Source organism: Faecalispora sporosphaeroides DSM 1294 (assembly GCA_000383295.1).
Taxonomy (GTDB): Bacteria; Bacillota; Clostridia; order Oscillospirales; family Acutalibacteraceae; genus Faecalispora; species Faecalispora sporosphaeroides.
On sequence record KB911076.1, the window covers coordinates 40,550 to 66,236 of the forward strand.

The 25,687-nt window shown below is 50.7% G+C and carries 28 protein-coding genes, 2 tRNA genes and 1 pseudogene; 12 read left to right on the forward strand and 19 right to left on the reverse strand.

The features are described 5' to 3' along the window. Nucleotides 1-88 precede the first annotated feature (88 nt). The 3 genes from G340_RS0114690 (at nt 89) to G340_RS0114710 (ending at nt 2,475) form a co-directional block, all read left to right on the forward strand. A tRNA-Gln gene (locus G340_RS0114690) sits at nt 89-162 on the forward strand. 31 nt (nt 163-193) lie between these two features. After that, nucleotides 194-270, forward strand: a tRNA-Pro gene (locus G340_RS0114695). A 351-nt stretch (nt 271-621) separates the two neighbouring features. After that, nucleotides 622-2,475 carry a heavy metal translocating P-type ATPase gene (locus tag G340_RS0114710; RefSeq protein WP_020074404.1) on the forward strand — a complete coding sequence of 618 codons (1,854 nt, stop codon included), beginning with the start codon at nt 622-624 and terminating at the stop codon, nt 2,473-2,475. Between the two features lie 184 nt (nt 2,476-2,659). On the opposite strand, the gene G340_RS18110 is transcribed toward G340_RS0114710, so the two are convergent. Beyond that, the gene (locus G340_RS18110; protein ID WP_154653236.1) at nt 2,660-2,896 is read right to left on the reverse strand and encodes a hypothetical protein; all 237 of its coding nucleotides are present in this window, start codon (nt 2,894-2,896) and stop codon (nt 2,660-2,662) included. 349 nt (nt 2,897-3,245) lie between these two features. Between G340_RS18110 and G340_RS0114720 the strand changes: the two genes are divergently transcribed. After that, nucleotides 3,246-3,530, forward strand: a complete 285-nt coding sequence (locus tag G340_RS0114720; protein ID WP_020074406.1) for a DUF4491 family protein — start codon at nt 3,246-3,248, stop codon at nt 3,528-3,530. Between the two features lie 254 nt (nt 3,531-3,784). After that, a complete protein-coding gene (locus G340_RS17320; protein WP_051092165.1) occupies nt 3,785-4,054 on the forward strand; it encodes a response regulator in 270 nt (89 codons plus the stop codon). A 232-nt stretch (nt 4,055-4,286) separates the two neighbouring features. Here the strand turns inward: G340_RS17320 and G340_RS0114730 are convergent, their stop codons facing one another. The 5 genes from G340_RS0114730 to G340_RS0114750 all read right to left on the reverse strand — a co-directional run bounded on the left by G340_RS0114730 (nt 4,287) and on the right by G340_RS0114750 (nt 10,215). Further along, on the reverse strand, nt 4,287-5,414 hold the full coding sequence (locus G340_RS0114730; RefSeq protein WP_020074408.1) for an HD domain-containing phosphohydrolase: 1,128 nt from the start codon (nt 5,412-5,414) through the stop codon (nt 4,287-4,289). Nucleotides 5,415-5,622: 208 nt separating this feature from the next. Further along, nucleotides 5,623-6,240: a class I SAM-dependent methyltransferase gene (locus G340_RS0114735; RefSeq protein ID WP_020074409.1), complete on the reverse strand. Its 618-nt coding sequence runs from the start codon at nt 6,238-6,240 to the stop codon at nt 5,623-5,625. 15 nt (nt 6,241-6,255) lie between these two features. Further along, nucleotides 6,256-7,467 carry an alpha/beta fold hydrolase gene (locus G340_RS0114740; RefSeq protein WP_326522421.1) on the reverse strand — a complete coding sequence of 404 codons (1,212 nt, stop codon included), beginning with the start codon at nt 7,465-7,467 and terminating at the stop codon, nt 6,256-6,258. A gap of 66 nt (nt 7,468-7,533) precedes the next feature. Further along, the gene (locus G340_RS0114745; RefSeq protein WP_020074411.1) at nt 7,534-8,118 is read right to left on the reverse strand and encodes a TetR/AcrR family transcriptional regulator; all 585 of its coding nucleotides are present in this window, start codon (nt 8,116-8,118) and stop codon (nt 7,534-7,536) included. A gap of 225 nt (nt 8,119-8,343) precedes the next feature. Beyond that, nucleotides 8,344-10,215, reverse strand: a complete 1,872-nt coding sequence (locus tag G340_RS0114750; RefSeq protein ID WP_020074412.1) for a heavy metal translocating P-type ATPase — start codon at nt 10,213-10,215, stop codon at nt 8,344-8,346. A gap of 133 nt (nt 10,216-10,348) precedes the next feature. On the opposite strand from G340_RS0114750, the gene G340_RS0114755 reads away from it, so the two are divergent. Next, nucleotides 10,349-10,960 (forward strand): TetR/AcrR family transcriptional regulator, encoded by a 612-nt coding sequence (locus G340_RS0114755; RefSeq protein ID WP_326522422.1) that lies wholly within the window; start codon nt 10,349-10,351, stop codon nt 10,958-10,960. Between the two features lie 163 nt (nt 10,961-11,123). Here the strand turns inward: G340_RS0114755 and G340_RS0114760 are convergent, their stop codons facing one another. The 4 genes from G340_RS0114760 to G340_RS0114775 form a co-directional block, all read right to left on the reverse strand. Then, a complete protein-coding gene (locus G340_RS0114760) occupies nt 11,124-11,708 on the reverse strand; it encodes an NUDIX hydrolase (protein ID WP_020074414.1) in 585 nt (194 codons plus the stop codon). A gap of 35 nt (nt 11,709-11,743) precedes the next feature. Beyond that, nucleotides 11,744-12,040 (reverse strand): GIY-YIG nuclease family protein, encoded by a 297-nt coding sequence (locus G340_RS16940; protein WP_020074415.1) that lies wholly within the window; start codon nt 12,038-12,040, stop codon nt 11,744-11,746. A gap of 17 nt (nt 12,041-12,057) precedes the next feature. Continuing rightward, entirely contained in the window at nt 12,058-13,836 is a 1,779-nt protein-coding gene (locus G340_RS0114770; protein ID WP_027104028.1) for an ABC-F family ATP-binding cassette domain-containing protein, read from the reverse strand. A gap of 333 nt (nt 13,837-14,169) precedes the next feature. Beyond that, complete coding sequence (locus G340_RS0114775; RefSeq protein ID WP_020074417.1) at nt 14,170-14,601, reverse strand: hypothetical protein; 432 nt, start codon at nt 14,599-14,601, stop codon at nt 14,170-14,172. Between the two features lie 273 nt (nt 14,602-14,874). Here G340_RS0114775 and G340_RS0114780 point away from each other — a divergent pair, with 273 nt between their 5' ends. Together G340_RS0114780 and G340_RS0114785 are read left to right on the forward strand one after the other, a co-directional pair. Further along, entirely contained in the window at nt 14,875-15,327 is a 453-nt protein-coding gene (locus tag G340_RS0114780) for a hypothetical protein (protein ID WP_020074418.1), read from the forward strand. After that, nucleotides 15,320-15,562: a hypothetical protein gene (locus tag G340_RS0114785; RefSeq protein ID WP_020074419.1), complete on the forward strand. Its 243-nt coding sequence runs from the start codon at nt 15,320-15,322 to the stop codon at nt 15,560-15,562. The genes G340_RS0114780 and G340_RS0114785 overlap by 8 nt, the downstream gene beginning before the upstream one ends. A gap of 44 nt (nt 15,563-15,606) precedes the next feature. On the opposite strand, the gene G340_RS18300 is transcribed toward G340_RS0114785, so the two are convergent. Further along, on the reverse strand, nt 15,607-15,756 hold the full coding sequence (locus G340_RS18300; RefSeq protein ID WP_020074420.1) for a hypothetical protein: 150 nt from the start codon (nt 15,754-15,756) through the stop codon (nt 15,607-15,609). A 111-nt stretch (nt 15,757-15,867) separates the two neighbouring features. On the opposite strand from G340_RS18300, the gene G340_RS0114795 reads away from it, so the two are divergent. Continuing rightward, nucleotides 15,868-16,692 (forward strand): small acid-soluble spore protein Tlp, encoded by an 825-nt coding sequence (locus G340_RS0114795; RefSeq protein ID WP_154653237.1) that lies wholly within the window; start codon nt 15,868-15,870, stop codon nt 16,690-16,692. A 380-nt stretch (nt 16,693-17,072) separates the two neighbouring features. Here the strand turns inward: G340_RS0114795 and G340_RS0114800 are convergent, their stop codons facing one another. Together G340_RS0114800 and G340_RS16945 are read right to left on the reverse strand one after the other, a co-directional pair. After that, on the reverse strand, nt 17,073-17,903 hold the full coding sequence (locus G340_RS0114800; protein ID WP_020074422.1) for an EFR1 family ferrodoxin: 831 nt from the start codon (nt 17,901-17,903) through the stop codon (nt 17,073-17,075). Between the two features lie 563 nt (nt 17,904-18,466). Next, nucleotides 18,467-18,970, reverse strand: a complete 504-nt coding sequence (locus tag G340_RS16945) for a hypothetical protein (protein WP_020074424.1) — start codon at nt 18,968-18,970, stop codon at nt 18,467-18,469. 84 nt (nt 18,971-19,054) lie between these two features. Here G340_RS16945 and G340_RS18520 point away from each other — a divergent pair. After that, a pseudogene (locus tag G340_RS18520) lies at nt 19,055-19,270 on the forward strand (hypothetical protein); the annotation flags it as partial. A 51-nt stretch (nt 19,271-19,321) separates the two neighbouring features. On the opposite strand, the gene G340_RS0114815 reads toward G340_RS18520, so the two are convergent. The 5 genes from G340_RS0114815 to G340_RS16955 all read right to left on the reverse strand — a co-directional run bounded on the left by G340_RS0114815 (nt 19,322) and on the right by G340_RS16955 (nt 24,246). Next, on the reverse strand, nt 19,322-19,606 hold the full coding sequence (locus tag G340_RS0114815; protein WP_154653238.1) for a hypothetical protein: 285 nt from the start codon (nt 19,604-19,606) through the stop codon (nt 19,322-19,324). Nucleotides 19,607-19,611: 5 nt separating this feature from the next. After that, complete coding sequence (locus G340_RS17325; RefSeq protein ID WP_081626964.1) at nt 19,612-20,646, reverse strand: DUF4417 domain-containing protein; 1,035 nt, start codon at nt 20,644-20,646, stop codon at nt 19,612-19,614. A gap of 193 nt (nt 20,647-20,839) precedes the next feature. Then, complete coding sequence (locus G340_RS0114825; RefSeq protein ID WP_051092169.1) at nt 20,840-22,348, reverse strand: recombinase family protein; 1,509 nt, start codon at nt 22,346-22,348, stop codon at nt 20,840-20,842. 184 nt (nt 22,349-22,532) lie between these two features. Beyond that, the gene (locus G340_RS0114830) at nt 22,533-22,901 is read right to left on the reverse strand and encodes a helix-turn-helix domain-containing protein (RefSeq protein ID WP_020074428.1); all 369 of its coding nucleotides are present in this window, start codon (nt 22,899-22,901) and stop codon (nt 22,533-22,535) included. Between the two features lie 148 nt (nt 22,902-23,049). Continuing rightward, a complete protein-coding gene (locus tag G340_RS16955; RefSeq protein WP_177309678.1) occupies nt 23,050-24,246 on the reverse strand; it encodes an RCC1 domain-containing protein in 1,197 nt (398 codons plus the stop codon). 190 nt (nt 24,247-24,436) lie between these two features. On the opposite strand from G340_RS16955, the gene G340_RS0114840 reads away from it, so the two are divergent. Then, on the forward strand, nt 24,437-24,679 hold the full coding sequence (locus tag G340_RS0114840) for a helix-turn-helix transcriptional regulator (RefSeq protein ID WP_020074430.1): 243 nt from the start codon (nt 24,437-24,439) through the stop codon (nt 24,677-24,679). Nucleotides 24,680-24,769: 90 nt separating this feature from the next. On the opposite strand, the gene G340_RS16960 is transcribed toward G340_RS0114840, so the two are convergent. Next, nucleotides 24,770-25,138, reverse strand: coding sequence for a helix-turn-helix transcriptional regulator (locus G340_RS16960; protein ID WP_020074431.1), 369 nt, complete (start codon nt 25,136-25,138; stop codon nt 24,770-24,772). 226 nt (nt 25,139-25,364) lie between these two features. On the opposite strand from G340_RS16960, the gene G340_RS0114850 reads away from it, so the two are divergent. Beyond that, complete coding sequence (locus G340_RS0114850) at nt 25,365-25,601, forward strand: hypothetical protein (protein ID WP_020074432.1); 237 nt, start codon at nt 25,365-25,367, stop codon at nt 25,599-25,601. The last annotated feature ends 86 nt before the right edge of the window (nt 25,602-25,687 follow it).

Consider the following 25,687-nt stretch of genomic DNA (forward strand, 5'->3'; position numbering starts at 1 on the left):
TTATTTAATAGATTTTTTAAGAAACCTATTGACATTCGTTGGAATTTTGCTATAATAAATGACGTTGCTTCTGGCAATTAAATATTGATGCGGAATTGTGTAATGGTAGCACGACAGACTCTGACTCTGTTTGTCTGGGTTCAAATCCTAGTTCCGCAGCCATATAGCCTCGGGAAACCGAGGCTAGCTTTTTCGAGGTGTGGCTCAGCTTGGTAGAGCGCTACGTTCGGGACGTAGAAGTCGCAGGTTCAAATCCTGTCACCTCGACCATTGAAAAACCGCATCAGACAGCCATTTACAGGTTGTTTGGTGCGGCTTTTTTGTTTTCCGAAATCCACGAAATCATAGAAAAAAGACAGGTAAAAATATAAAGCATGTGGCTCTTATGCGGCACTTTTACTTACGATAGGTAGCGTGTTTTATTACAGCGCCATGGATACGACATAAAACCATTGCGGATTTTGCCAGGCAGTAAAGCATTTTTTCGGAATGTTATACGAAAAATTTTCAGTATACAGAACAACGATTTTTTCAAAAAGCCATTGTTTTTTGATTGACACCCTATACCTGTATAGGTATAATATGCCTATGGGGGTATAGGTATAAAGGAGTGCTGCTTGGATGACGTTGCTAAAAAATGAAGAGAAGCGAACCGTGCTGTTTCTGGTGCTGTCTGCCTGTTCGCTGGTCATTGGCTTTTTTCAGATTGGGCTGCCCATTGATCCGGTTTGGACTGCTGTTTTGCTGTGCGGAATTCCCATTGTAAAAGGCGCGATGGTCGGCCTGATTACAGAGTTTGACATAAAAGCGGATGTTCTGGTGTCGATTGCGCTAATCGCCTCTATCGCAATTGGGGAAATCTTCGCCGCTGGAGAAGTGGCCTTTATTATGGCCGTCGGAGCGTATCTGGAGGAACGCACCGTAGCAAAGGCCCGCGCGGGCATTGAAAAGCTGGTTCGCCTGACGCCTGTCACAGCCCGTGTGGTGCGGGGCGGCACGGAGGAGATCATCCCTGCGGAGCAGGTGAAAGCCGGCGATACCCTGCGCGTATTGGCAGGAGAAACCGTCGCTGTGGATGGAGTAATCCTCAAAGGAAAAACCTCCGTCGATCAATCCGTGATGACGGGGGAATCCCTCCCGGTCGATAAAGAGGAGGGCGACGAGGTGTTCAGCGGTACCGTCAATCAATTTGGAACGTTCGATATGTCGGCCCAAAAGGTCGGTGCCGACAGCTCCTTGCAGCGCATGATACGTCTGGTGGAGTCCGCCGACGCCGGAAAGGCAAAAATCGTTGGAATTGCCGATCGATGGGCAACCTGGATCGTTGTGGTCGCGCTGCTGGCCGCCGCAGCTACCTGGTTTGCCACCGGACAGATCATACGCTCCGTGACCATTTTGGTTGTGTTCTGCCCCTGCGCTCTGGTACTGGCTACCCCCACCGCTATCATGGCCGGGATCGGCAACGCCACAAGGTTCGGAATTCTGATTCGCGAGGGGGACGCGCTGGAGCGGCTGTCGAAGGTAAAGCGCATTGCTTTTGACAAGACCGGCACACTAACCTGCGGAAAGCCCGCGGTCACACAAATACATAGCTTGGATGGCACACTGGGCGAGAAGGAACTGCTTACTCTGGCGGCGTGCGCGGAGCTGCGCTCCGAGCACCCGTTGGGGAAAGCCGTCGTTGCGCACTACCGGCAGAAATACGGTGCCCCGCCGGAACAGCCGGAGAAATTTGAGCTGCTGGCAGGGCGCGGCGTTGCCGCCCGGGCAGCCGGCCGAACCCTTCTGGCAGGGAACGAGGCCCTGATGACGGAGAGAAAAATCGCAATGCCGCAGGAGCTTTTGAGGCTGTCTGAAAATGCGAAACGAAACGGCTGCACCGTGATTTATATTGCAGAGCATCCCAAAGCCATCGGGATGCTCGCGCTGTCGGACACGCTGCGCCCGGACGCCGCGCGGACGATAGACGCGATTCATCAAGCCGGAGCTCAAACCGTGCTGCTCACGGGAGACGCGGCACCGGCGGCTTCTTTCATCGCGGCGGGCGCCGGCCTTCGCGACGTGAGGGCAAATTGCCTGCCGGAAAACAAGCTCGAGGAAATCCGCGCATACCAGAAGGCGAGGGAGCCGGTGTGCATGGTGGGCGACGGCATCAATGACGCACCGGCGCTCAAGGCCGCCCTGGTCGGTATCGCTATGGGCGGCGTCGGCAGCGATATTGCCATCGATGCGGCCGATATTGTGCTGGTGGGCGACGACATCAAAGAAATTCCTCATCTTCTGCGGCTTTCCCAAAAGACAATGCGCACCATCAAAATCAATCTTGCCGCGTCCATGGCGCTGAACTTTGCGGCCATCGCGCTTGCGATTACAGGCGTTCTCACCCCGACGATTGGCGCGTTGGTACACAACGCCGGTTCCGTCGCCGTCATTATTCATTCTTCGCTGTTGCTGAAATGGAGAAAAACGAAATAAAAGAGCGGCTCCTGGCTGCGCTGTTTTCGGTGGCCGGTGCGGGGATGCCGGCCGCCGTTACTCTCCCCAAAGAAGAATTCGGATTCAGTAAAAATACGTCGGACGTGCTCCGTGCCGGCGGTTCTTCCCGCAAAATATGTGTTTTTGGGGGATCGCCCGCAGAAGTGCAACCGGGTTGCCTTTTTTATTGCCCCATCGTCTTTCCCTTTTCTGTCAGCCATTCGATCATCGCGGTTCGTCCGTTCTCGCTCAGTTCAAATTCAGACTGCTCCGCAACCTCAGACTTTTCAAAGCAGTATGGGCCATACCATACACTCGCAACCAGCTTATCGTTTTCGGGCTCGATTTTGTACCGCATATCGCCGGCGCTCCCTTTATATACCCCTCCGTTTTGATAATATAACAGACCTGGTAAATCCATGTTATCACCTCACTCGGGGACAATTATACACCGTTCCGCTCGGGCTGTAAAATTCCCCCTGTTTTTATACAGTACCTGCCGCGCCGTGTACCGGCAGTTCTGCGCAAAGACAGGCCGCCCGGCGCGGCTGTGCCATATCATTCTCCTTACGCCGCAGGCGAGAGCAAAATGTCTGGCGGCGGAGAGAACATAAAGTATTTGTTTCGCTCTCCGCCGTTTCAGGCGGATTTTACAAGCCGGTATCGGAATTTATGATATTAAAAATACAGAAGAAATCTTTTAAGCTGTCGGAACGATCTGTGCTATAATAAGCTGGAATGAAATTCCAAATGGAAAGGCTTGTGATATCATGCAGGGCATTCTCGTCGGCTTTTGTTCGTTTCTTCTGATCGGGCTGTTCCACCCCATTGTCAGAAAGGCGGAATATTATTTTACCAAACGCGTTTTCCCGGTGTTCCTTTTGGCGGGGGTACTTTGCCTGGCGGGCGCGTACTTTGCGTCGAATCAGTCTGTCTCCTCCATTTTGGGTGTAGCGGGCTTCTGCTGCTTTTGGAGCGTCAAGGAGCTTTTCGAGCAGGAAAAACGGGTGGAAAAGGGCTGGGCCGCGCGAAACCCGAAGCGCGGGAAAAAGTAACGGCGCCTTTCTCATCATCTCTTCATGATTCCGCTATATTTTTCTCATAATTTCAGGATAGGATAAAATCGGATTTTTTTGAGATGGGGCGGGCAAGGTATGTCATAGCAAAGGGGTTTGATTACTGAGGATGACCCTACTATTATTCGGGCTTGGAGCTGGAGCTTCAGCACGAGGGGGATTTGGTGGAAAAGGAATACGACGGGCTGTTCGGTCTGCGCAGGGCTTAGAGCGAGTCGTTTGATCTGATTCTGATGGACATAATGCTTCCGGCGATCAACGGGCTGAAGGTTCCGCGGCGGCTGCGCCCGGAATGCTGCACGCCGGTGATTCTGCTGACCGTGCGCGATTCGGTGATGGACAAGGCGCACGGCCTGGACGAAGGGGCGGCGGATTATGTGACGAAGCCCTTCGCAATAGAAGAGCTGCTGGCCCGCATGCGGGCGGTGCTGCGCCCGTCGGCGCTGAACGGCGAATCAGGCCTGATGACCATTCCCCACGAAAGTACGGTCTGGAGCAGCTGAGCTTCGTACACGCCCGCCCCGCCGGGAAAGGGGAGGAACATGTTTCGGACGGGACGAACGCCTTTGGAAATGTAAAAGAAAAAGACTCCGCCCACCGGCTCAAGAATGCCAATGCCGGTCAGCGGGGCCCTTTTATGCCTGCTGCGAAAACAGAGCGGCGCAAAGAAAACAACTGCCATGGGGCACGCTTTGCCCCGCGGCTCCCCGTACTCTGCGCTTTGCGGCGAAGCGCTTATTCCGGGATTTCATACCCCTTGTGGATCACCAGATGTATCATGGCGTCTACAATGTCCGGGTGGTAGAGAATCCCCCTGTTTTGAATCAGCTCGTCCAGTGCGGCGTCAATGCCCAGTGCGGGCCGGTAGGGCCTGTGTGAAATCATGGATTCAAACACGTCCGCCACGGCCAGAATCTGCGCTTCGAGAAGAATTTCGTCCCGTTTCAGCCCTTGGGGATACCCGCTGCCGTTGTAGCGCTCGTGATGCTGCAGGATGATCTGCGCTATTTCCGAGAGCAACGGCACATTTTTGAGGATGGTGTACCCGGCCTCGGAGTGCGTTTTGATCAGAGCGTACTCAATTTCAGTCAGCTTGGCGGGCTTGGCCAGCAGCTCGCTGGGAATTCCGATTTTCCCGATGTCGTGAACGACTCCCGCGCGGAATACCTTTTCACAGCATTCCCGGCTCAGGCCCAGCTCCTGCGCAATCTCCAGCCCGATCTGGGCGACCCGCCTCTGGTGGCCCGCGGTGTATAAATCCTTCTGCTCGACCATATTGGCAATCGCCATCAGCGTGCCGTCTATGGCGTCCTCCAGCTGTTTGGCCTTTGCTGCGATGATGCTTTGGTAATGGATGTTGTCCATCGCGATCGCTGCGGTGTCTGCCAGCACCTGCAGCACCTTGAGCTGCTCCGGCGTCACATGTTGCTTTTGCGCCCAGTAACAGCCGATGGCCCCAATCGGATCATTCGTTTTAATCGGAACCATGGCAAGGCTTTTTACGTAAGTCTTTCGGTAGACGTCGATCGGGATGCGGGGATCGCTGTAAATGTCGTCGATAATGGCGGGGGTTTTGTTCAGCATGACCCATCCGCTGATGCATATCTGCATGGGAAAGCGGTTGCCTTTCCACAGCGGAGAGATGGAGTCCTCCTCCGCATAGTAGCAAAAATCGTGATCGCGCAGCACAAAGGTTGCGCCGTCAGAGCCAGTTAAATCGCGTACCGAATGGCGCACGATGTCCATAACGGTCTCCTGGTCGCGCGCCGCGGACAATTCCTGAACAACATGCAGCAGCCTTTCCATGGTATGAATGTATTGAGAGGTTTTGAGGGGCTCTGTCTGGTTCCGTATCGTTTCCATAATCTCCTCCTCATATCTGGAACGAATCTCCTGTACACGCAAAAACGTCTTCTTGGTCTGTTACAGCGGTTCATGTTTTGTGGAGTTTACTATTATTATATTACCAAATATGCCCAATTTCAACAAAATACGTAAAGTTTTATGTTTTCAATGAATTTTAGAGGAACCGGATTCAGGTTAGACGATTGCCAAGACTGCTCTTCGGCCATTATTTCTTTCGGGCAATCAGGCAGCACAGGGGCCGGACGCCGCCGCCCAGCATTCTCTGTTCGAGCGCTGTAAACCTGCGGGCTTCCACATAGCTCTGGAATTCCTGTGCGTTCCATTTATGGTATACGCGAAAGCCGGCCAGCTCCATCAGCCGCGTGCCAAGCTTTTGCCGAATGCCCGTTTTCCAGAGGAAGGTGGGGGTAAGCAGAATTCCGCCGGGCCTTAATACACGGTGAATTTCTTCGAGTGCCCTGTCCGGTGACGGCATGATGTGCAGAGCGTTGGCGATCAATACTGCGTCAAAGGATTCTGCGGGGTATGGCAGGTTTGTCGCGTCCTGCACCTCAAAGGTCAAGCTTTGGGGGCCGCTCCTCTTCTGCGCCTCCAAGATCATTTTTTCAGAGAAATCCGTTGCCCTCCACTTCCGCACCCTTTCCGCCAGACGAAAAGAAAACTGACCGCTGCCGCAGGCCAGTTCCAGCACCTCCATCTCCGGGGTCAGGTAGGGCAGGCAATGGGTATAAATAGCATCATAAAGCGAAGCTGAGCCTTTCATAAAGGGCGCATACAGCTTTGCCGTGCGCTGCCAAAAGCCCCGGTTCGTTGAATCCCCCATACTTTCCTCTCCTTTTTATGTAGGAATGGTTTCCGCGTCTCTTCTGCTTAAAGCATTCAGCCAGTCCGCCACGGTATCCAGTACCAGCTTCGGATTTCCCACGTTGCAGTGGCTGCCGGCATCCTCGCTCTCCGTCATCAGGCGGAAGGTCAGGCTCTTCACATTTGGCAAAGCGTTCAGCTCCATGGAATACAGTGACTGAGGGATAAAATGATCCCGATTCGCGCCAATTACCAGCATATCCTGCCAAAGCATCGGCCCGATGTTGGTCATCTTATAATCACTGAGCTTTTTGATATAACCAAACGGGTCCGGAGCATCATAGGCATACATTCCGTGGCGGATGCCCCAATCTATGATGGGCTCCCGCGCCATCTTCCGCTTCATAACGGTATTGATCGGCCTGCGCAGATTGTGATGAAGAAGAAAACGGAGCGGACCGCGCATGGCCTTCGGCATCATACTCAAAGCCACATACAGAAAATCAGGGAAGACCGACCAGCCCACTACCCGGCGGATGCGGGGTTCAAAGGCTGCGGCCCGGGGAGCGAGCATTCCGCCCAGCGAAGCGCCCACGATCGTCACTTCATTTTCCCCGATGGCGTCCAGTACAGCCTTCACGGGGCGTTCCCATTCGTGAGTGAATTTTTTTCCCTGCTCGCGAACGACGCCGCCCTGCCCCGGGCCTTCGAACAGATAGACCTCAAAGCCCTGTCTGGCCCAGTACAGCATCGGGAAGAACAATTCTTCAAAATAGCTGTCGTTCCCGCCGTGAAGCAAAATCACATCCCGGCGCTTTCCCTCGGGGCGAACGTGCAGAATCGGGAGCTTTACCCCCTCGTAGATGGCCTCCATGCGCTCCACCAGTCCGCTGCTGAAATAGTCTTGGTACTCCTTGTAAAACAGAGCTGTCGCTTTTTGGTAGTAAAGAAGCTTATCCGGGTCACCGTCCGCCATAAAAAACTCGCTCATGCGGTAATAGGCGATCGCATTTTTGGTGCGGTTTTCCGCCAGAGCGGTATCGCCCAGCCGGATCAGCTGCCGCTTCCAGTCCGCGCTGGTGCAGATGCTTTCTGAAACAGGCGCAATGTCCTCAAGCCGTCCGCCGTCCCACTGGATCACGCGGTTCAACTGGAAATTAAAATTTGGATCGCGATTGAGGGAATAGGTTCCGCGTGAAAAGGTGATCTCCGGAATTTGCATGGTGCAGCGCCTCGATTCTTTCAAAATCTGATCTGTTTGATTAGCCGAGTCTAACTCATTTTGGCGAAAAAATATTTGAAAAGCGGCGCCTTATGGAAACAGCTCATGACAGGCGCCGTACACCAGAGTCTCCAGTACCTGCGGGTAGAGCGCGCCGATTTCCTCCTTGTGAGAGATGGTGAGCATCAGGCCCCGCACCGTAGCGGCAGCCAGTTCCATGCCGCCTGCCGGATAAAGCTCCGCCGCGTCCAGCAGTTCGCGAATGTGCACCTCATCGCTGTGGTAATGCTTTTGTTGGTAATCTTTCGGTACCTTGCGCAGAAGATAAGGCACATCTCGTTCTACAAACGCCATCATACCGGATTGCTCCATGGTATGGCAGGCGGCGAGTACAGCCGCTGCAGCCCGGTCGGCGGCAGAAGATGTGCTGTTTTCACGAAGTGCAATTGCCGCGGCCCCGTATACTTCGGTGTGCATGTCTTCCATTACATCAAAAAAGAGCATCTCTTTCGAATCGTAAAATTTGTAAAAAGCACCTTTTGAAATATCTGCCGCCGCCACAAGCTGATCAACTGACGTTTTTCGCATACCAAGAAAAGCGGCGCTTTCTTTTGCCGCTTTTTTCAGCTTTTCCAGAATGATATTTTCTTCCTGCTGTGTGAATGCTGTTGCCATCCTTATCACCATATGACTAAATTTATAATTACAGTCATACAATACAGCAAATAAACACCTTTGTCAATCTCTTCCTTCGATCCCTCAAAAGTAAAAAGACTCAATCGCTAAGCATGGATTTCTCGATTTTTTTCAATATCAAATCTTTACAGTGATAAAAAGAAGGCGCGGAGCTTTTTATCAGCTCCCGCCTTCTTTTTTATTGCTACAGAATAAGTTGCTCTCTTATCTATCCTTGGTTGTGATTAAAAGAGCGGAGCTGACGACAACAAATACAGAACCGACGTTGTGCACCAGCGCTGCCGTTACGGGGCTAAGCATACCGGCTGCCGAGAGAAACACGGCGATCCCGTTCCAGGCCATGGCCACGGCAATGTTAAAGTTGACCCGCTTCATGGATTTTTTGGCCATTCGGAAAAGATACGGAATCCGCTCAATGTTGTCGCCGACGAGCACCGCGTCGGCGGCTTCCACCGCGATATCGCTGCCGATGCCGCCCATCGCGATTCCCGCGAAGGCGGTTTTCAGGGCGAGCGTGTCGTTGACCCCGTCGCCGATCATGCAGATTGTTTTCCCCTCGGACCGATATGCCTGAATGGCCCGGCTCTTTTCTTCGGGCAGCAGGTTGGGCCTCACTTCCTCAAGCCCCGCCTGGGCGGCGATATGCCGCGCCGTGGTTTCGTTGTCTCCGGTCAAAAGAATCGAATGGATGCCGGCGGCTTTCAGTTCCCCGATCAAGTCCTTTGCGGTGGGCCGCAGACTGTCCGCAAGCGCGAGGAATCCGGCGAAAGCGCCGTCAATGCTCACATATACAACGGTCGCCCCCTGCTCCAAAAAGTCGGTTGCGTCTTTGTGCGCTGCCGGGGGGAGGGGAGTGCCCTCCTTCTTTAAAAAGTCCGCTTTCCCGGCCAGAATTCTGCGGCCCTCCACAAGTGCGTGAACACCCATGCCGCCCGTGAGCGCGAACTCCCGCACCTCTTGTGCTTTGCCGCCGCGGCGAAGGTATTCCGCAAGAATCGCTTTCCCAAGCGGATGCTCGGAATGCTGCTCCGCCAACGCGGCCAGCCGGAGCAGCTCGTCGGCGGGAAGGGACGGGGCATAGCTTTTCATGCCCGTCACCGCCGGCCTGCCATGGGTCAGCGTACCGGTTTTGTCGAAGGCGACCGAATCAATCTCAGAAAACCGCTGCAGCGCTTCCCCGGAGCGCACCAGAATGCCGAATCGGGCGGCGTTCCCAATGCCCGCCATCACGGCGGTGGGCGTTGCGAGAATGAACGCGCAGGGGCAGAACACAACCAGAACCGTAACCGCGCGGATCAGCTCGCCGGTGAAAAGCCACGTCGCCCCCGCAATGCCCAGGGCGGCGGCCACCAGCCAGGTGGCCCAGCGGTCGGCCAGTTTGACGATCGGCGCTTTGTTGGCGTCGGCCTCCCCGGCCAGCCGGATCATCCGCTGGAGGGAGCTGTCGCCGCCGTCCTTGGCGGCCCGCATTTCAAAGGTGCCGAACTGATTGATCGTTCCGCTGATGACCTCATCGCCGACCGCTTTGTCGGCCGGAATGGATTCCCCGGTCATCACGGACTGGTCTACGGTGGTCTCCCCGGCGGTGATGACCCCGTCGCAGGCGATGGTCTCCCCGGCAAAAACGACGAGTGTATCCCCGGCCTTCACCTGCTCGGCGGGGATGCGCTTCATCTCTCCGTTTTGCCGGATTCGCGCCGTTTTGGGGGTCAGGTGAATCAGCTTTTCAATCCCCTTGCGCGATTTGCGGGCGGTGGCGTCCTCCAGCAGTGTTCCAATCGCCATAATAAACGCGACCTCTCCCGCGGCAAAGTACTCGCCGATGCACAGAGAAGCGATCAGTGCAATCGAAACCAGCACATCCGCTTTGATGTCGTGCTCCCGGATCACTGCGGCGGCGGAGCCGATTACAATGGGGATACCGCAGAGAACAATGGCAACCCATGCGATGTCAAACGGCAGTACGCCGCCCAATGCGTTTGTCAGGCTCAACAGGAGCGCGGCGCCGGAAATGATCACAAGGGCCAGGTTCCGCTTTTCTTCGTCTGTTAAGGTGTTCCGAATGGTTTTCCACATCATGCTTCCCTCCGAGGTGAACGGTATTGCTTTCCGGGTAAGAAAGCAGTACAATGAATACGATACCGAACAATTTGTTTGATATTAGTATAAAAGTAACGCGCGTCAGTCGGCAACAAACAAATGATGGCCGTTGTACGCTACGGAACAAATTTCAGAATATATTCATCTGGAGGAAGCCATGGACAGACGGCAGCGAAAGACAAGGGAAGCCATTTTTGCGGCGTTCAGCACATTGTTATCCTCAAAAAGCTATGCCAAAATCACGATACAGGAAATCATCGACCGCGCGAATGTAGGGCGCAGCACCTTTTATTCTCATTTTGAGACCAAGGACGATCTGCTGCGGGAGATGTGTACCGAGCTGTTTGATCATGTATTCTCAGAGCATTTGGATATGGAGAACACCCACGACTTTTCTCTGGCGAACGGTGACCCCGCTTCGCTCATCACCCACATCCTGTACCATCTGAGGGACAACAAAAGGAATGTGGTCGGGATTTTGTCCTGCGAGAGCGGCGAGCTGTTTCTGCGCTTTTTCAGGCAGTATTTGAACGAGCTGATCACAAGGCATCTTCTGGCCGGAGTAAAGCGGAGAAATCCTGTTGTCCCGGAGGATTTTCTGGTGAATCATATTGCGGGCAGCTTTGTCGGGATGGTGCAGTGGTGGATCAAAAACGATATGCGTCAGTCGCCGGAAGAGCTGGCAAAGTGCTTTTTGTCGGTGACGCTCCCGGTGCTATAACGATGGAACTGATGACCGGGATTGGTATCTGCGGATGAAGAAGAGAAGCGTTTTGCAAGGGCAGAGCGAGGCTGCCGTACCGTAAATAAAACAAAAGCAAGCCGGCTCAATTCGAGTCGGCTTGCTTTTGTGAATGACGGTATTTTAAAAACTCTGCGGGATTTCATTTTTCGAGGCGGGGCGGCAGGCCGCTTTCCTCCAGAAGAGAAACAGCGGAAAAAACCATTTCCAGCTCGTCGATTCGGATGCAGTGCGGCGCGCTCTGATGTTTGACCATGTCAAGGCACTTGTCCCAGTCCATCCACACAACGGAATCCACTTCGGATTTCTGCAGGGTGAGCTGCGATTCCTCCACGTCTCTCCAGAGGATGTATACGTTGCTGACCTGATGATCCCAAAAGCGCCGCCCGTGGAACTCCCCGCGATATTCAGAGCGGCGGCACCCGCAGTAGAGGAGCTCCTCCGCCGCGGCGGTGATACCGAGCTCTTCCTGCAATTCTCTCAGGGAGGACTCCAGAAAATCCTCCCCGGAGGGAATGTGCCCGGCGCTCGATGTGTCGTAGCACCCCGGGTGGGAATCTTTATTCAGACTTCGTTTCTGCAAGAGCACCTGTGTTTTGCCGTTTCGCTTGCGCAAAATCCACACATGAGAGGTGCGGTGGCGGATTCCGTTTCGATGCGCCGCTTCCCGATCCACGGTTTCCCCGGTGGGGACTCCGTTTTCATCTACAATATCCAGCATTTCCATTTTAGCATTCGCCGCCTTGCGTTAGTGTATCGTTCTTACCCGTTTTCACCGGCTGCTCCCGTCCGGCTGCCGGCCTGCCCGATCAGCAGCAGCTTTTGGGCCCGGCTGAGTTTTTTCAGCGCCGCCTCGCGCTGCAGCGCTTCGCTTTTTGTGGGATAGCTCTCCACAAACACCAGCTCCACCGGCCTGCGGGAGCGGGTGTATTTTGCACCCTTCCCGCGGTTGTGCAGCGCCGTGCGTCGGCATGGGTCGGTGGTATAGCCGCTGTACAGCGTACCGTCGGCACAGCGCAGCATGTAGGTGTAATATCTTGTGATCTTTTCGCTCTCCATGCGGTGTTCCTCCGCGGCTATTTTTGCGAGGCGATCCTCTCCGCTAACTCCGTCAGATAAAGCCAGCGCTCCGTCTTTGCTTCCAGATCAGATTCCAGCTCCGCTTTTTGCCCCATCAGGGCTTGCAGGCGCACATAATCGCTGGCAGATTGTGCGATTTGCGCTTCGCATTCGGCGATTTTCGCCTCCAGCGCCGCAATGTCGTCCTCTATGGTTTCAAATTCCCGCTGCTCGTTAAAAGAGAATTTCAGTTTCTGCGCCCTTTTGAGCGTCGCTTTGGGGGCGGCGGTATCCTTTTTGGGGGCGGGCTGCTGCGTTTCCTTCCGTTTTTCGTCGTAGTCGGTGTAATTCCCCGGGTACCGCAGAATGCTGCCGCCGTCGTTGACCTCGAAAATTATATCCGCAACCTTGTCCAGAAAATAGCGGTCATGTGATACCGCGAGCACAGGGCCGGCGAAGGAGTCCAGATAATCCTCCAGAATGGTCAGGGTTTCAATGTCCAGATCATTGGTGGGCTCGTCCAGCAGCAGAATGTTCGGCGCTTCCATCAAAATGCTCAAAAGATACAGCCGCCTGCGCTCGCCGCCGCTGAGTCTGCCGATCAGGGAGTATTGCAGGTCCGGCGAAAACAAAAAGCGCTCCAGCATCTGCGATGCGGAGAAAGTGCCCTCCGCGGTTTTCACCTCATTGGAAACCTCGCAGATAAAGTCGTAGACTCTCTGTTTCGGGTCGAGCTCGCGGGATTCCTGTGAAAAATATCCGATTTTCACGGTGGTGCCGACCTCCACGGTTCCCTCATCGGGCAGGAGCCGGCCCGCGATCAAATTCAGCAGCGTGGATTTGCCGGCGCCGTTTTTGCCCACGATGCCGATCCGATCCTCCCGCTCCATCAGGTAAGAAAAATCCCGGATTACCGTGCGGCCGTCGAAGGCTTTGGTGAGGTGCGACAGCTCGATGATCTTTTTTCCCAATCGGCTCGACAAGTGAGATAGCTGCACCGTGTCGTCCATTTCGGGCGCGTCCTGGTCTTTGAGCGCCTCGTATCGGTCGATTCGGCTGCGACTTTTTGTGCCGCGGGCCCTTGCGCCCCGCATAATCCACTGGTATTCCTTGCGCAGAAGCGTCTGCCGCTTTCGTTCGCTGGCCGCTTCCATTTCGGCGCGCTGGGCCTTGAGCTCCAGATACTTCGAGTAATTCGCCTCGTAGGGGTAGAGCTTGCTGCGAGAGAGCTCGACGATGTGGTTGACGACTCTCTCCAGAAAATACCGGTCATGGGTGACCATAATGAGCCCGCCGGTAAAGCGGAGAAGCCGCTGCTCCAGCCACGCGACCATTTCGCTGTCCAAGTGGTTGGTGGGCTCGTCCAGAATCAAAATGTCCGCGGGGTGAATCAGCGCGGTGGCCAAGGCCACGCGTTTTCTCTGCCCGCCCGACAGCACGCCCATTTTTGCGTCAAAATCCGTGATGCCAAGCCGTGTCAGCATGGACTTTGCCTCGTATTCCTTCAGCTCGCGGAACTGCGCGGGGAACTCCGCAAACACCTGCTCCAGCACGGTGCAGTCATCCCGAAAGGGCGGGTTCTGCGGAAGATAAGACAGCTGTATGTTGGGGTTCATAGCGATGGAGCCCTCGTCCGGCGGCTCCACACCGGCCAGAATTTTCAGCAAAGTGCTTTTCCCGGTGCCGTTGATCCCGATGATTCCCACCCGGTTGCCCTCGTTCAGGTACAGCGAGACTTCCTGCAGCAGCTGCTTCATCCCATAATTCTTTGAAATTTTCTCTGCGGACAGTAGCATGGATTGCTCCTTTTTCGTTGACTTACGATGAATGTCAGCAAGATGATCACCCGCAATGTCCTTTTTGGGGAGTACGCTTCCGAGCGGGCTCATCGTACCTCTGTGTTTTGTTTTCCTATTTGTAAAGCCGATGTTTCAATGCTCTCTCAGGCATCGAAAGCTTTGCTTTCGCTTATGCCGTGAGGTTATTATAACACAGATTCAAACGCGTATCTACCGTGCGCCGGCCGCCGGTTTCAGATGACCGGCAGATGGCCGGAGAAACGGCAATCCTGCTGAACGATAAAAAGCTGCAATAAAAAAGAGAGCGAAAGCGCTCTCCGGTTGGTGCGGTCAGTCTGTGGGGGAATAAAAAAATGTGGTGTTGTCCACAATCCGGCACCATTTCTGGTGCTCCAGTACATGGATGATATCGCTGCGCTTTGTACCCTTGCCGATCGCTTTGGTGATGTCGGTAATATGGATCAGCTGATTCGCGTTTTGCTGAAAAACGACGAGCAGCCGATCCCTCAAATCCTCCATAGAGGAAGCCGTTTTGGCTTTCACCGGCTTTACACCGGCAAGACACTCCGGGTGCTTCTTCATATAGAGAACATACACGGTTTTGATGCGGCTGAGCAATGCGGGGGAAATGTGAATCAGCTCCGGCAGCTCTTCAAACCGGCAGTTCACCAGATCGCGCATCCATTTATAGCTGTGAAGATCGCAATAGCGAAGAAAATCAGAATAACTATCGCCATAATAAATTTGCTTGATTTCGTCCATTACGTTCATCCTTCCGTTTTTATGACACGAAAAATAATTATACTCGGTATTTTTACCAGATACAAGGCTTGACTTTTGCAGGAGACAGGTTATGGTTGAACGGTTTTGGATGAGAAAGCGGTATTGCGGGCAAAACTCACAGCTTCTGCCAAGGGCTTTTGATTTCCCAATATGAGATTTTTTCCTTGCAAAAAATGCCTGATGCGAACAGCGATAAACCGCATGCTTTGACCGCATACTAATAAAAAACAGAGGATGTAGGGGGGATCTCTTTTGGACAGGGATTTATTGATTCAGCAGGTGAAAAGTGAATACGCTCGTCTGGCGCAGCTGGAAAACCGGGAACACATTACAAATCAGACTTACAGCGGCGTTTCACCGGAGGCGTATTATGAAAAAACGTTGGAAAAAGCGATTCGCGATATTTCCACCGGAAAATACGACGACTGCGCTTCCGGCCTGCAGGTAGTGGAGCGAATCGCAAACCGCAGCACAAAAGCCCGGCGGATTCAGAATACGATTGAATCCACACTGCACAATATGGAAACCGCCGAAGAAATTATGGCATTGGAGCCGAACGGCAAAAAAACGCAGGACTTGAAAGAGAAAAACGAGCGCAGGGCCGAGGCAATTCCGCAGATGATCCGCGAAATGAAAGAGGAACTGGCCCGGGAGGAGCTTGACGCCGACAGCCCCAATGTGATAGGAGGCGGCGGGAATGGATAACAATTCCGGTACGATCAAAGAAATGCACGAGGAAGAGGGACGCGAGAAGATCAAAAAGCTCCAGAAGAAGATCGATACCACAAAGTATAATATGGAGGTGTCTTCAGAGATTCTCGCCGAAACGCCCTCGGACACACAGAAAGTGAAGCTGATCGAGAAAAACAAACGGCGCCGGCACGGGATCGCGGGCCTGGAAAAGGAAATCCGCGACATGGAAGAGGCGCTGGAAAAATAAGGACAAAGAAAGCGGAGGCACCAGCGTGACTCCGCTTTTTCGCGTTATTTGTCATTGCCCGGCTTGTGCCTGCCGGCAGACTGCTTTTTGTGATTTCGCCCCTCTCCGTCATTGGCGCTTTGAGCCATCGTCTGGCCGCCCTTCGCTTTTTGCTCACGGATTTCTTTTGGGTCGATTTGACTGTCTTTCGCCATGATATCACCTCTCCCATAGAATTCGCTGTGGGCGGCGCATTATTCCGAATTGAAAACAAATACTACATCCGGGGTGATGATTTGGCAAAAGGCAGCGCATTTTTTGAAGAAATGGAGCGGCATCTGCTTTCGGATGAAACGCCGTCCCGCTTCTTATCCTCTCAGACCGATTCCCCCGCTCTCAGGGAGTATCCGTTTCATCTGCTGAAGCAGCTGCAGAGCACACCGCAGTCCCCTCTGCACCACCCGGAGGGCAGCGCGTGGAATCATACTCTGCTGGTGGTGGACGAGGCCGCAAAGGTCAAAGAAGAAAGCAGCGATCCCCGCGCTTTTATGTGGGCGGCGCTGCTGCACGACATCGGCAAGCCCTCTACCACCGCGCGCAGAAAAGGTAAAATCACATCCTATGACCACGATAAAGTGGGAGCAAAGCTCACAGAGGAGTTCCTCCGCTTTTTTACGGCGGACACGGCATTCATCGAACGGGTGACCCAGCTGGTTCGGTACCACATGCAGATTCTGTTTGTGGGAAAGAATTTGCCCTTTGCTGACGTGCAGGGAATGAAGCAAAATGCGGATATCCGGGAGATTGCTCTGCTGGGCCTTTGTGACAGACTGGGAAGAAAAGGGGCCGACCGCCGACGGGAAGAGGAAAACATCCGTACTTTTATGAAAAAAGCGAATTGTATTCAGGAGGGAAACCATATGAAACCGAATCCGGATAACCGTGCGGATAATTTGGACAAAATTCGGCACAACATGGACATGACCATCGAAAATATCCACCGCGCCGACGAGATGATAGAGAAAACATCCGACGAGAAAATGAAAAGGGATCTGAAAGCCAAAAATGAACGCCGGATCGAAGCTCTCGGCGGCATGCGGCGTGAGATCAGGGATGAGACAAATGCTGCGAAAAACGACAGGCTCCAGTAAGGCCGATATATTTGGAAAAAGCGGCAGTGCACGACGACAAAATGCCCTGAAAAAATCCTCCAAAAGGCGACGCAGGGCAGCAAAAAACACAGCCCAGAGCCAGCAATGTGCCGATTCTGATAACAGTTGCGAAATTAGATGCTCTTAGAACAAGAAAAAGGAGCTGTTACAAAATAGCCTTATCCAAAAAATATACACAATAATGCGTCTTGGTCTGACCTGTATGAGTCGTTCCAAGGCGCATTTCCTTGTGTTTGAGGTTATTGCTTTGGTCAATTTGCTATCGCAGATTCTTTTAGCACCAGCCTCATGGCGCTTTAGGGGGAAACGGCTGCTGACTTCGGTTTCCGACGCGGCCCGGCAGAGAAGCACCCGCAGATTTATAGAAAAAATTCAGGCTCCGCCCGGCGGGTAAAATCTCTTTCCAGCATCCGCTTATGGGATAGGAACTGCTCGTCATCAAAATATTTTGCATTTTGCTCACATCGTTTTACGCAAGCATGACACTTAATGCAGATCCCGATTATGTCGGAAGGGTCATTCGGATTGATAGACCCCATCGGACATCGGCGGATGCAAACACCGCAGTGATTGCACTTTTCCATATCGGTTTTTGGTTTGGCTTTCAAAAAAACCGCGGGATTTCCGTCCAGCCCTTTGGGGGTATAATACACTTGTGGGGGATTGGCGCCCGTTACGCCGACGGGCTTAGGATAAGCCTTGAGCGTGCTGATCTTCGCGACGATTTCCTTTGAAAAATTTTCTATTTTCTCCATATCGGCCTGATCCGGCCGGCCCGCCGCCAAAACTGTTGAAAAAGCGTGTTGAGCGACCAAGCCAGCCCCCGCAATGGTATGAAATCCGTTTGCTTCTAAAATATTACGCAACTCAATCAGCGCGTCATCAAAGCTGCGGTTGCCAAATATGGCAATCGGGACGGCGAACGCATCGTTCCCGATAGAATGTTCCTGTACATAAGGCAGCAGTTTGTTTGGAACTCTGCCTGCGTAGACAGGTGTTCCCCATATCACCAGATCGGTTTTCTGAAAGGAGTTTACGCCTTCTCTTTGCGCGGGAAGGGTATAGTCGAGTTTTTCAACCGGCACACCAAGTTTTGCTCCAATGGCCCCCGCAAGAGAGACAACCGCTTTTTCCGTGTTCCCAACCGGGCTGAAATATACAGCCCAAACTTTTCTGATTTCCAAATTCATTACGACTCCCTTCAAAACAATTACGCATTTACATTTGCACCCAGCCGTTTGCAATCGACTTTATTTGTGCTTAAACTATAACAGAATCGCCTTGCAAAGTAAATGCGATAGGAGATTTATAACCATCGAATCAATTTCTATGGATAAATGATAAAAATCAACCAAGATTCTGAAAGAAAATTCCATACCAACAAAAAGCCGAAGCAAACGCTACGGTAATTCCGTTTTAATTTGCGGGACGAGATGTGTCCTTCCCCCACCCTCGGTGGGGGAAGGACACAAACTCATTTGCATAATCCACTGGAGATGCTGTAATGCAAACGTGCTTTGCTTCGGCCTTTCTTATTTTCCGATTTTTAAAACGCGGTACGTTTTTGTTTTGTATTTGACTCTGCCGGCATAGAACACTGCCCTGCAACGGCTACTTGGTCAGAGGATCCTGAGCGGGAGAGAAAAATCGGATTCGCTCTGCCATCAAAACAAGAAGCGCGGCCACAGGTTTTTTCTCTCTGCGGACGCGCTTCTGCTTTTTCATTTTCACTGATTATGGCCTTCCGATCTCTCTACCCGTGGTGGTGGTCGTGGCTGCGGCCGCAGTGAGCGGCTGCAATCTGCTCACCCGTCTCAGTCAGGGCGATGCTGCCCAACTCCAGCACAGGGGTGTTGCCTAAAAAGCTGGGTCTGGCGGCTCCCTCCGCTACTGTTGCGCAGAAATACTCGTAGAGTGCGCTTGTCCTGTACTCCTCATAACCGTACCCGTTCAGAGGGATGTCGTAATCCAGAGTGATAAGGCCCAAATCTTCCAGCGTTTGCAGGAAGGCACCCGCCTCCTTGACCGTTTTCATGTCGTCATCCGCCGAGCGCAAGAAAACCGGCGCCAGAGCGGTGGAGACAAAATCCTCCTCCCGGTCATCCCTGACGGTGAACCGGGCCACAGGCAGGTAATGGCTGTGGCTGAGTTGATGAAGAAAATCCTTTTGGCTTTTTGTTACCTCGACCGGCGCGGCGTGGACGTCCGCCTGGCGGGGGTGCTCATGGCCGCAGCCGCAGTGTTCGTCGTGTGGCATTGTGATATACTCCTGTTCATTTGTCTTAATAGAACTATGATACACTGATGGAGGCAAAAAGTCCACAGCAGCATCCGGGTAAAACAGCTGAACAGAGAAATTCGCAGGCGCACCCGCATGGTTGGCTGATTTTCCGACGGGAACTCGGCCTTAATGCTGGCCTGCGCACGCCTGCACCATGCAGCAGGTACGCAGTGGACATCAATGCTTGCATTAGTAAGAATATATAAAAGCAGGCTGAAACAGCTACGATTTGCATCTGTTTCAGCCTGCTTTTGCTGTGTCATTTGCTCAATTTAGATGCAGGCTTAACTGGAGTAAAATCCAACACATAGCAAATTATTAACCAATTTAAATCGTCCGGTCTGTCACTGTAACTTGGGTAATGACATCCCGCAATCTATCTTTGCCTACCATGTATTCCAGTACATCATCGGCGGTATTGTAGCATTTTTCTGAACTGTCATTATTTATTTCAGATATGATAAACTTATTATCGTTGTGTTTAAAAACACCATATTCTTTGCCTCCCCATATAAAAGTAACCTCACCGCCATCATTTATGCACCATTTAAATTCACTTATTGTCTTAAATTTATTATCATCCAGACTACTCGCCTGCACAATTCTGTTCAAAACATTCATCTCCCTAAAACTCTTAAACTCAGGTGCTCCATTAGGATAATTAATCGGAGGGCCGGGCAATGGATTCCCACGATTTTCATCCCATTTTTATCATGATCATGAGGATCTGTATGATATTTTGGATTAGGTTTATCTGTGTAGTGCCGTTCTTTTACTGCCCTGCCATCCTCACCAATTTTTGTATCTATGCGATATCCATTTTTATAAGTTGTTTTAATTTCTCCCGGTTCTCCTAAAAATCGCTCATCTTCCGGCTTCTTAGGTTTCCATTTTCCACCATAAGCACTTCCCATTCCAGTCTGAATAATGTTATTATAATCTTCATTATTTTCATTTACAACATATCCGCCTTTAATAATGAGATTACTACCAACCGGCAGTGGTTCTTCCCCACAGATGTATTTCGCGTATTTGGAGGGAGCATATGGGTTGTCGTTCATATACTTCCACGAGCTTAGTTCGTAATCGACAAACACGATATCGCCCTGCATCTCCGGGAATGGTTCATTGTAGCAGATAATTTTCTCCGGTTCAATTCGACGAAGCATTTCGTTGTAACCCTTGAGGAAAAACTCTTTCTGATCTTGCCGGTTGTCATGTTCTGATACCATATAGGTGGATACCGCAACTGTAGAGCCTTTTTCAATTCCATCGAAGCAGAATTCAAACGTGTTTTCATTTCCCCAACTGACAGTCGGAACAACGCGAATCCCTTTGGAAGCATAATATGCACCGCACCAGCGGTTGCGGAATGTGTTATAAAGTTGCATGGCCGGAGCCATTTCCGTATACATGCTGAAGTCGGGGGAAAGTACTGCGCAATAGCGCTTTAACTTTTCTAAGTCGGCATCAGGATTTTTCCAAACCCGATCAAACTTGTAGTCGTACAAAAAGAAATGCACCATACGGTTCAGATGATTTGTGTTTTCAATGTTTGTTTTGTCAAATCCAATTAAGAGCAGATTATTAAAATCATCCGATTGCACCTTGAATTTTGGAATAATAGGAATTTGCAATTTACCTTTCCCCACAAACTGGTTGCGTAGTAAAAACGGACTGGTACGCTACTTATAATTTTCCTCAGTCATTACACAATACCCCTTTCTATGATAAGGACTGACATCCTTTCATTTAACGGGGTTAATATCTAAAAATTGCCCTCTGGAGTGCAACTTTTATAAAATTTTATATAAAATCACCTGCCGCATAATAATACGGCAGGTTTTATACGCGGGCGCAAAAAAAGAACCCGGCTCTGTAAACCGGGTTCTTTTTTGGTGCAGCACCCGCACTCAAACTCGAACACTCTATATCAGAAAAATTAATGGTCTTGCTGCCCTCTTTGTAGTTAAACATCAGCACTATCTTATCATCATAAAGATAAATGGCGTTTACGAAACTGTCAACCAGCCTTTGTCTATGGGTAGGATTGGTAACATCTAAGGCGCGAAAACGGTGCAGCCAGAATAATAATTGCTCTTTCGTCAAAAGCGGCTTTTGCATTTCTTCTTGGATAATAGAAACTTCTAAGCTACTTCTGGCTTCTTCCAGTTCGTCAAGACGCTGTTTGGTGGATTGTGTGAAAATGCCTTGCTGAATAGCGTTGAGGATATTTTCAATCCCTTTTTCTGTTTCAATTAACCGCTGTTTGAGCATAGGCAGCGTGGTATTTTCCCGCTTTTGAAACGCAACTAATGTGTCAGTCAGGTCGTTCATCAGCACATCATCAAATAGAAACTTAACTATATGCTCAATCACAAGATTTTCTATCCAGTCCTTTTTCACTGTCTTTTTCTTACAAGCCTTTTTGTATTTGGCAGTCACGCATTTATAATACTGGTGAACAGTCATATTTCGGCTTGTTCCGCTTTCACCGCACATATACGCACCGCAGCACCCGCAAAACAGCTTTGTTGTTAGCAAATACATTTCCTCTTTGGCTTTTGCTCTCGCAGGAGCCTTTTTGTTTTTCTCCAGCCGTTCTCCTACCCTGTCAAATAAATCCTGCGGAATAATGGCGGGAACGCCGTTGGGGGTAACAGTATCACGGTATTTATACTCACCGATATAGCGGCGATTTTTCAGCAACCGCTTCACACAATCGATCCGCAGCGGTTTGTTTCGGTAAGTCTGTATGCCCTTGATGTTGAGGAAATCCACAAGCTGCTTTACCGTTGTGCCCTTGTCATAACGCTGAAAGGCTTCAAGCACTATGGGCGCAGTCAATGGGTCAATTTGAAAATTTTGCTCATTGTCAATGGTATAGCCAATCGGCAAGCCCCCGCCGTTATATTTGCATTTAAGAGCATTTTCCGTTAGTCCTCTGATTACTTTTTCGGATAACTCGGCACTGTAAAACTCCGCATAACCCTCTAACAGACTTTCAAGTAAAATGCCTGTGCTGTCCTCGGCTATGGTTTCGGTAGCCGATACCACTTTTGCGCCATTCTTCCGCAAGGTGGCTTTGTAGTGTGCGCTGTCATAGCGGTTTCGAGAGAAACGGTCTAACTTCCACACAAGCACCATATCAAACAGGCCCTTTGCGCTGTCTTTTATCATGCGCTGAAATTCGGGGCGGTGGTCAGTTTTTGCTGATAAAGCCCGGTCTATGTAAGTACTTAAAATGGTGATACCGTTCTTTTCGGCGTATGCCTTACATTCCCGCAACTGTCCTTCAATGCTTTCTTCCCGCTGATTATCACTGGAATACCTTGCATAAATCACAGCTTTCATTCCATTCACAACCTTTCGTAACTTTATGGGCGGTTTTCTCAAAACTCGCCACACAGGGGGCGTTCCCCTTATTTGCCGCAGATTCAAAAACTCCCTCCTGTCAAGGTCTGATTGTAAATCAGTTCATTTTAACCTTGACTGGCGGGAATTTTTGAATATCATACGCAAGGGGAAACGCACCCGCCTATTTGCTTTGCTCCTGCAACATCTGTGTTAAAACTTCACGCAGCTTTTCACTGACTGGTGAAGATGGGTCAAAGCACATATCCACAAACTGCCGTAGTTCCTTATTACCCTGCGTGATAGCTTCAATCACTTTGGGCTTATGCTCGTATAGCTTGCCTTCTGGCTGCTCTGTACGAGCGAAAATATAGTCCATAGAAACATCAAAGAAATCCGCATATCGTAGCAATAATTTAAGCGGTGGAGCAGATTGGGCATTTTCATATCGGTTAATGTTTGCTTGTTTTGTGCCCATCAGTGCCGCTATCTTTGCTTGGGATAGGCCCACACTCTCCCGCAAATTCTTTAACCGTTGCGCTACCTCTTGCATAGTCAACGCCCCTTTCTTATAATTTAATAATACAATAATTGAGTTGTTTAGTCAACTCTATTTTTGTATAATATAATAAGGCAGTTAAAGCCACTGCCTTAACTGCCCTGCTGATTTTAAATAATTCAGTTTTATATTGCGGAAAAACTCATTTCAACTTGGCTGTCAGAGTAGAAATTTTCACCGGGGTGGTCTGCATAGCGTATCCATATATATCCGTACTGTTGCTTGTGCTACCGTTCCCCAATTCGCCACTGCGTCCACATGCCCATACGGAACCGTCCGTTTTAACGATAATGGTATGGAGCGTGCCACCGCTGACGGCTGCCACACCATCCATTAATTTGGCAGGAAGGGTTTGCACAGGGAAGTCCCCACGGCCTTGATTTATCTTCTCATTTCCGACGTAACCATTACCCAACGCCCCTTGCCCATTATCTCCCCACATCCATAGAGAGCCGTCGCGCTTGATAGCTGCGGTATAGCTACTGCCACAGCCAACAGCAGCGACGTCATCCATCACCTTTACCGGGACTGTTGAGGTTTTTCTGGAGCCGTTACCCAACTGTCCATAGTCGTTATCGCCCCACATCCACAGCGAACCGTCGGTTTTGACAGCAGCGGTGTGCAACCTACCAAGGCTAACAGCAATCACATTATCCAGTACCTTGATTGGGACGTCCTGTAAAGAAACAATACCTTCCATAGTATACGTTTTCTGATTGCCCTCTCCGCCGTTACCCAGTTCCCCGTTGTTGTTATATCCCCACATCCAAAGAGATCCGTCGGTCTTAATAGCGGCGGTATGCCCCCAGCGACCACAACTAACAGCGGCTACATTATCCAACACTTTTACCGGAATTACAGAATTTCCGGGTACACCCTTGCCCAGCTGTCCATAGTTGTTATTTCCCCACATCCACAGGGAACCATCTGTCTTGATAGCAGCAGTATAGTTATTGCCACAACTGACAGCAGCTACGTTATCCAATACTTTGACAGGGACTAAAGAATCTTTAGTGGAATTGTTACCTAACTGTCCGTCGTAGTTTCCACCCCACGTCCATAGAGAACCGTCCGTTTTGATAGCGACAGTATGATTTTCACCGCTACTGACGGAGATTACATTGTCCAACACCTTGACAGGGATGGTTTGATATTTTCCAATGCCATCTTCACCGTTTCCAATGCCGCCGTTACCTAATTGCCCCTCATAGTTAGCGCCCCACATCCACAGGGAGCTATTGGTATCTATTAATCCGCTATGATGAATTCCTGCGCTGACAATATTCGCCTTTCCAATCTTGCTCATATCGTGCGCCGAAGCTGGAACAGCCGTCCCCAAGCATATTAGCACAGCTAGAGCACAAGAAAACCATTTCTTCCTCAATTGATTCGCCCCAATCCTTGTTCATATTCGTAAACTATTATCATCTTATCATATCTTTTGAGGAAGCACAAGAAAAATTTGTGAGCTAACGCCTAACATACTTCTGCGCCGCCTTTCGGTACAATTTTGTTAGGTGGTGGCTAATATGAAAAAGGTGGAGCAATTACAGTTTGATGAGGATATTTATAACACGATACGGCGCAATATTAAAAAATACCGCAATGAAAAAGGGCTGACGTCCGCCCAGCTTGCGGAAATGGTTGATCTCTCCCACGATTTTATACGGCAGATTGAAAGTGAAAAGACACGGTACAACTTTTCGGTAGAAACCTTTTATAAAATCTCCGTGGCGTTAGGGGTTAGCTTAGATAAACTGGTTGAGAAGTAAACGGGTTAAGAAAACAGCCAACAGTTTAATATCATTTGCACAAGAGCCAACTGGAGCAAATCCAGTTGGCTCTTGTGCTTTCATAGGCGATTATTTTTTTGCATCAGAATGGTTGCGCTTAGAAAGTTTAATCACGCCTGACGGTTCTTTCTCAGCAAGTTCTCGTTCTTGTATACAGCTAAGTGCCTCTTTTGCTCTTGCCTGACGTTCAGGGCTTAACATTTCTTCACCGCGCCCAAAAAGCCAGTCAAGGCTAATTCCATGCCTATCCGCAATTTTCAATGCTATGTCAGATGAAAGGCTCATTTCTTCACGCTCAATACGGCTGATTGTATTGGGTGAAACTTCAATACTTTCTGCAAATTCGGCTTGTGTTAGCTTTTCCCACTCTCTTAAATCCTTAATACGCCCAAGTACAATATCCTTTTTGCGCTTGCTAGCACCCGTTTTATTGTTCATTTAATCTCCTTTCCAGAGTTTGTATTTTTATTTTACTATACAAGGTCGTATAGTGTCAATCGCGGAAAATGACGACCTCAATTAGACATATAGGTTCTCGCTATCGGAACGTAGCTCCGTTACAATAAAGCTACAACATGGCCATGTTGTCACGATTAACTCTGTGTTGCTCTGGCGTTCAAACGTATGAGGGACACATCATCAACAATTTAGGAGGAATACATTTATGAAAGCAAAACCGATTGGCACTCGCGAACTGAATTTCCAGAGCGGAGACGGAATAATGGTAAAGGGATTCCAGTGGTATATTAGCTTCCCCGAAGAAAATGTTGTCGGTGAAATGACGGATAAGCTTTTCCTGCGGGACGGCTTTACGCTGCCCACTTGCAAACCGGGTGATATGCTGGACATTACATTTAACCGCAAGGGCAAGCCGGAGACCATCACAGTCATTGGCAAGTAAATTCTAAACCGCACAACTTGTACCGCTTGGGGGAATTTCTCCCGGCGGTGCAACTGGTGCTTGATGTGGAGGAAACAATATGGAAT